Origin of the sequence: Sphingopyxis sp. BSNA05 (genome assembly GCF_013265645.1) — a bacterium.
GTDB lineage: Bacteria > Pseudomonadota > Alphaproteobacteria > Sphingomonadales > Sphingomonadaceae > Parasphingorhabdus.
Window position 1 is genome coordinate 1 of sequence record NZ_PYIA01000064.1, and the last position, 5,470, is coordinate 5,470.

Genomic DNA, 5,470 nt, shown 5'->3' on the forward strand with positions numbered 1-5,470 from the left:
CGTCCGCCGCGCCCGCAGCCGGCTGGTGCAGCAGACGGTCGGTCCAGCGCAGCCCGCCGATGGTCATGCCGAAACATTGAATCGCCATCGACGCGGCGGTGACACGCAGCGGATCGAGCGCCATGACCCCGTGCTCGCGCAGCCCGTTGAACACCGGCACAAACACCACCCCGCCCCCGGTCCCCGACGTATTGGCAATCACCGCCGCCAGCGCCCCGATACCGGGCAGGAACCAGAGCTGGCCCAGCAGAGCGGGATCATAAGAGGCAAACAGCAAGATACCGGCATAAAGCGCGAGCAGCACGGCAGCGCCCCAGGTTACGAGGCGGCCTTGCGGTGGTGCTGTGAATCGACGGGAGGGATGGGTCATGCGGCGGCGTTGGCCAAAGGCTGGGGGCGATGCAAGGGGTAATCGGGTGGGGGTGGGTGGCTTGTTTCGGGATGGGGCAGTTGCGGTGATGGTGGGTGAATTGGTTTCGGACGGATCTTGGGTTGAAGTGTACTGTCACCGCATTTTTGGGCAACAATCAGAATCTCGCCACAATTACTTACAGCCTAAACGATTCACAGTTGTGTCTTTACATGCTAAAGCTTTGACTCGGAGGAAACAGCTATGGCGCAACAATCATCCATTGAATGGACTGACTTAACGTGGAACCCCGTGGTTGGCTGCTCGATTGAGAGTGCGGGATGTACCAATTGCTACGCGATGCGAATGGCTGCTCGCCTAGAGGCCATGGGCCACGAGAAATATCAGGGTCTTACTAAACGATCCAAGCGCGGCGCCGTGTGGACCGACAAGGTCCGCTGTCACGAGGAATCGGTTGATATCCCAATGACATGGAAAAAGCCGCGTCGTGTTTTTGTAAACTCCATGTCCGATCTTTTTCATCCTGATGTACCAAGCGACTTTGTAGAAAGTATCTGGAATGTGATGGCCAAAACGCCGCAACACCAGTATCAGATTCTGACCAAACGACCGCAGCGCATGGCAATGCTACTTAACGACATAGCTCCGGCACCTCTGCCGAATGTATGGCTTGGTACCAGCGTGGAAAATGCGAAAGTGGTAGATCGTATCGTTCATCTGCAAATGGTCCCAGCCAGCGTACGATTTATATCGTTCGAGCCGTTAATTGGCGACGTCGGGAAGGTTGATCTATCAGAAATTCATTGGGCTATTGTTGGCGGCGAAAGCGGACCGCGGTCACGACCAATGAACAAAGAATGGGTGGAGAGCATCCTTGACCAATGTCTTGAATCCGGCACTGCGTTTTTCTTCAAACAATGGGGCGGCGTAAACAAGAAGAAAACAGGCCGTCTTCTCCACGGGCGCGAATGGAATGAGTGGCCTGAATCCGCTTTCGTATGAAGCTCGATCCATCACACTACGAAGGCCGAGGGCCGGCCTTGGTGAAGCACACATTCATTCAAAAGTATCTACCGAGGCTAATAGCGAAAATTGCGTCGCGTTATGATGAGTTCGTCTACGTCGACCTCTTCGCAGGACCATGGAAAGAAAGAACCAAAGACCTATCCGACACCGCCTTTGGCATAGCTATGAGCGCTATGCGAGGAGCAAAGGCGCGTTGGAAGCAAAATGGGCGGTCCGTTAAAATGACTGCTCATCTCGTCGACTTAAACTCAGATGCGATCGAAAAACAGAAATATCTGATTGCGAAATATCCTGACATCGAAGTCCATCAGTACCAAGGAACAGCTGAGGCGAAGCTATCAAGCATACTCTCTTCCATACCCACGAACGCATTCTGCTTCGGATTTATCGATCCAAAAGGCGTGCCCGATATTCGGAAGTTCCAAAGCTTAATAGAGCGACCAAACACCGAAATATTCCTCAACTTTATGTTTGAATTCGCAAATCGCTTTGCAAGTACCGAACGTATGCCAACCCTAGAGTGGTTGACGGAAGTTAACGAAAGGGATGCATTCCGTGAAGAGATTAGTGAACTGTCTGGCAATGAGCGGGAGGTCGCGCTAACTGACCGTGCTCGCTTTGCTTTAGCCAGAATGGGGGACTTCCGCTTTGCTCCGGCTATTACCGTTGATGAAGAAGATGCGGATCGTTGTTTGTATAAATTGATCCTCCTCTCGCGGCACGAAATGGGCCTGCAGGTCTTCCGTGATGCTCAGCGTGCGGCGCTGGAGATACAGGCAATGAATCGAAGTGATCGAAAATCGGTAAAAAGAGCGACCCAGTCGGGCATGGAGGACATGTTTGTCGATATTGAGCCAATCAATCCTGCGGAAAGGAGCGCCAAAGAAATCCAAAATGGCGTCAATGATGGCAAAAGATGTGCCTTTGAAATTATCAGGGAGGCTGGTACTCAGGGCATTAGTTGGGGCGCTTTATGGCCAAAGGTACTTGAAGAAAACGTATTAACCCACAGTGATCTGGGCGACATTGTCGTCAGCATGCGAGATAGTGGTCAGATATCAATCCGAGGGTGGGAGCCCAGAGTTCGCAAGCCTCGTGATGGTTATCAACTAATTGATTGTTCAAAAAAGTCCTAACATTACGCGCGCGAGTCCGCCTCGCCCCCCTGCCCGCTTGCGATCAGCTCCCGCCCGGCAAGACGTCTCCAACTACGTTGAGAGTACACGAATTGGAATTACGCTAACAGCGGACTAATTGGTAAAAACCTCATTATACCCCCTTCACCCCACCCCAATTTCCTTCAACGCCGCATCCTCCAGAAACGCGCTGCGCGTCATCTTGCGGGTGCGGGCGGCGCTGTCGATCATTTTGACTACGCCGGTGTCGAGTGAGACATTATAGCGGCCGGTCCGGCCGGTGCGCTCCAGATAGGGGATCTGGACCAGAAAGGCGCCGTGCTTCAGATCGTCGGCGGCGGATTTCTGGATTTCGCCGATCGGACTGGCGGGGATCAACTCCTCATCCTCGAAATAGAGCGACAGCGCCTCGATCGCGTTGGCAATAATATCCTCTTGCCGGTCCGCGGCGGAAAAGCAGCCGGGCACATCCGGAAAGGAAATTCCGTAGGCGCTGTCTTCATCCTTATGCACAACGGCAAAATAAAACATGGGCTGGGCCTTTCAAATCCATCCCGCCATCCGGGCGATGCTGCGCGCCGTGCCGACGGGCAAGTCTTTCCTGGGATGCGGAACAATGATGGTGCGATCGTCCTTGCGATATTTATGGTGGGAGCCTCTGACCGAAACCAGTTCATAGCCCTCTTTGCGGAGCCGCCGGATGATCTGCTTGCTGCTCCGCTCCATGTGTATTTATATACACATTTTTGTTGAAAGTCAATCGACGGTTGTAGCGGTCACCAACCCCGCACACTATTCCCCACCAGAAACCCGCCAGCCAGATCCGCCGCAGTCAGGTCCGCCTCGACCGCCTGCCCGCTCTCGATCAGTTCCGCGCGCAGGACGCCCGGCAATAGGCCCCGGCCCAGAGGCGGCGTCAGCAGCTTGCCGTCGCGCTCGACAAAGACATTCCAGATCGCGCCTTCGGTGACATAGCCCTCGCCATCGACGAAGATCGGGTGGACGCCCTCGCCCCGGCCGCCGTCTTCGCTGGCGACCTGATAGACCCGCCGGTCGCTGGTCTTGTGGTGCAGGCGGAAGTCCGCCTTGTCGGCCTGCATCGGCACCAGCCGGCATCGCACCGGGCCGTCCTGCGGGGCGGCATCGGTTTCAGCTCGATCGCCAGCGCGCCGGACTGGCCGAGGTGCAGGCGGACCATCGCGGGGCTGTCCTGGTGAAAGGTGATGGCCTGGATCGCGTTGCGGGCGGCGTGGCGGTCGAATTCGAAGTCCAGGGCGGCGGCGCTGGTCTTCATCCGTTCGAGATGCGCTTCCAGCCGCTTGATGCCGCTGGCGGGATCAAAGGCCATGGTCTCGATCAGATCGACCTTATGGCCGCCTTCCGCATTGGCATCCACTTTCGCAAATCTCCCCTTGGCGAGGCATTCCCGCCACTCGTCTTCCCCGTTTGAGTCCGCCACTATGCCAGAGCCGAGGCCGATGGAAAGCGTTTCTTTGCCCTCTTGCAGGAAGAAGGTGCGGATCGCGACATTGAAGGCGGCGTCGGAGCGGCCCTGTGCGTCGGGCGCGTCGATCCGGCCGATCGAGCCGCAATAGATGCCGCGCGGGGCGTGGTCGGCGGGGGAGCCTGGGGCGCGCTTTCCAGCTCGTCGATAATCTCCATCGCCCGGATTTTCGGGGCGCCGGTGATCGATCCGCAGGGGAAAATCTGCCTTATTATGTCTACTGCGTCGAGCCCGTCCTGCAGCTGCGCAGTGACGGTCGAGGTCATCTGGTGGATGGTCGGATAGCTTTCGATATGGAACAGCTCCGGCACGGCGACGCTGCCGCGCTGCGCCACCCGCGACAGGTCGTTGCGCAGCAGGTCGACGATCATCAGATTTTCCGCGCGCTGTTTGGGGTCGCTTTGCAGATGGTCCTGCACCGCTGCGTCGGCTGTCGGATCGGCGAGGCGCGCGGCGGTGCCCTTCATCGGCTTGGCGGTGATCCGGCCGTCTTTCAGCGCGAAGAACAGTTCCGGAGAGAAGGACAGCATCCAGTTGCTCCCGTCAAAGACCACGCCGCCATAGCCGGCCTGCGCCCGGTCCCTGATCGCGGCATAAAGTGGCAAAGGATGTCCGGAAAAGTCCATTTCGGCGCGAAAAGTGAGATTGGCCTGATAGATATCGCCATTATTGATATAATTTTGTACCTTTTCGAACGCCGCTTCATAAGCGTCGCGCGAGATCGAGGGTTTCAGCCGGCCGAGCCACGCCCCGTTGCGGTCGGGCAAGGCCCGGGCGACGGCGTCCGGACTTAACTCTTTGTAATCCTTGAATATTCCAAACCATGCCAGCGGGGCGGGCAGATTGTCCGGCATTTTGCCCCGCAACCGCGCCTCCAGCGCCAATCCCGCTTCATAGGACAGATAGCCCGCCACATGCTTTCCCGCCCTTCGGGCCCGCGACAGGGCGGCAAAACATGCTTCCAAGTCTTCCATTTTATCGGCCCGGATGATCTCCACCGGATCGCTGTAAAGCCGCGCCGGAGCGCCGCCGGACGGGCGCGCATCGTCGAGCAGGACAAAGGGAGATTTTCCACCGAACATCACTCACCCCTAATTGCTTTTGCACCCATTCGTCCATAAGCATGACGAAAGAAAGCAGGGAGTGACGGGAATGGTTTTTGCGCGGTTTTGCCGGATTGGCATGGCGATACTGGCCCTGGCGGGCGCGAGCGGGGCCGTTGCGGGGGAAGCGGTCGCGCCGCGCCCGGCCGCGCTGGTAGCCGACCAGGCGCCTGATATTCCACAGGAAATCGTCGACCGCACCCGGTCCTATATGGAATATCGCACCGCCAGTTTTGTCGACTGGGATCCCAAGACCAGAGCCATGCTGATCGCCACCCGGTTCGCCGACACCAGCCAGCTGCACCGCGTCGCCACCCCGATGGGCCAGCGC

General features: G+C 57.5%; 7 protein-coding genes and 2 pseudogenes. 3 read left to right on the forward strand and 6 right to left on the reverse strand.

Annotation, left to right across the window (positions count from 1 at the left end):
* Positions 1 to 370, reverse strand: a 370-nt coding sequence (locus C8024_RS07215; RefSeq protein WP_217272070.1) for a hypothetical protein, incomplete at its 3' end; no start/stop codon positions are given.
* A 243-nt stretch (positions 371 to 613) separates the two neighbouring features.
* Between C8024_RS07215 and C8024_RS07220 the strand changes: the two genes are divergently transcribed.
* Both C8024_RS07220 and tcmP read left to right on the forward strand, forming a co-directional pair.
* Positions 614 to 1,372 carry a DUF5131 family protein gene (locus C8024_RS07220; RefSeq protein ID WP_173203783.1) on the forward strand — a complete coding sequence of 253 codons (759 nt, stop codon included), beginning with the start codon at positions 614 to 616 and terminating at the stop codon, positions 1,370 to 1,372.
* Between the two features lie 41 nt (positions 1,373 to 1,413).
* A complete protein-coding gene (tcmP, locus tag C8024_RS07225) occupies positions 1,414 to 2,532 on the forward strand; it encodes a three-Cys-motif partner protein TcmP (protein ID WP_367947216.1) in 1,119 nt (372 codons plus the stop codon).
* 144 nt (positions 2,533 to 2,676) lie between these two features.
* On the opposite strand, the gene C8024_RS07230 is transcribed toward tcmP, so the two are convergent.
* The 5 genes and pseudogenes from C8024_RS07230 to C8024_RS23140 all read right to left on the reverse strand — a co-directional run bounded on the left by C8024_RS07230 (position 2,677) and on the right by C8024_RS23140 (position 5,118).
* Positions 2,677 to 3,063: a type II toxin-antitoxin system HicB family antitoxin gene (locus C8024_RS07230; RefSeq protein WP_100093946.1), complete on the reverse strand. Its 387-nt coding sequence runs from the start codon at positions 3,061 to 3,063 to the stop codon at positions 2,677 to 2,679.
* Between the two features lie 12 nt (positions 3,064 to 3,075).
* On the reverse strand, positions 3,076 to 3,258 hold the full coding sequence (locus C8024_RS07235; RefSeq protein WP_100093945.1) for a type II toxin-antitoxin system HicA family toxin: 183 nt from the start codon (positions 3,256 to 3,258) through the stop codon (positions 3,076 to 3,078).
* A 50-nt stretch (positions 3,259 to 3,308) separates the two neighbouring features.
* Positions 3,309 to 3,653, reverse strand: coding sequence for an aminotransferase class IV (locus tag C8024_RS23130; protein WP_367947214.1), 345 nt, complete (start codon positions 3,651 to 3,653; stop codon positions 3,309 to 3,311).
* A 107-nt stretch (positions 3,654 to 3,760) separates the two neighbouring features.
* Positions 3,761 to 4,105: pseudogene (locus C8024_RS23135) on the reverse strand (chorismate-binding protein); the annotation flags it as partial.
* Positions 3,991 to 5,118 (reverse strand): chorismate-binding protein, encoded by a 1,128-nt coding sequence (locus C8024_RS23140; protein ID WP_367947215.1) that lies wholly within the window; start codon positions 5,116 to 5,118, stop codon positions 3,991 to 3,993. The pseudogene C8024_RS23135 and the gene C8024_RS23140, both read right to left, overlap by 115 nt.
* A gap of 100 nt (positions 5,119 to 5,218) precedes the next feature.
* Between C8024_RS23140 and C8024_RS07245 the strand changes: the two are divergent.
* A pseudogene (locus tag C8024_RS07245) lies at positions 5,219 to 5,470 on the forward strand (S9 family peptidase); the annotation flags it as partial.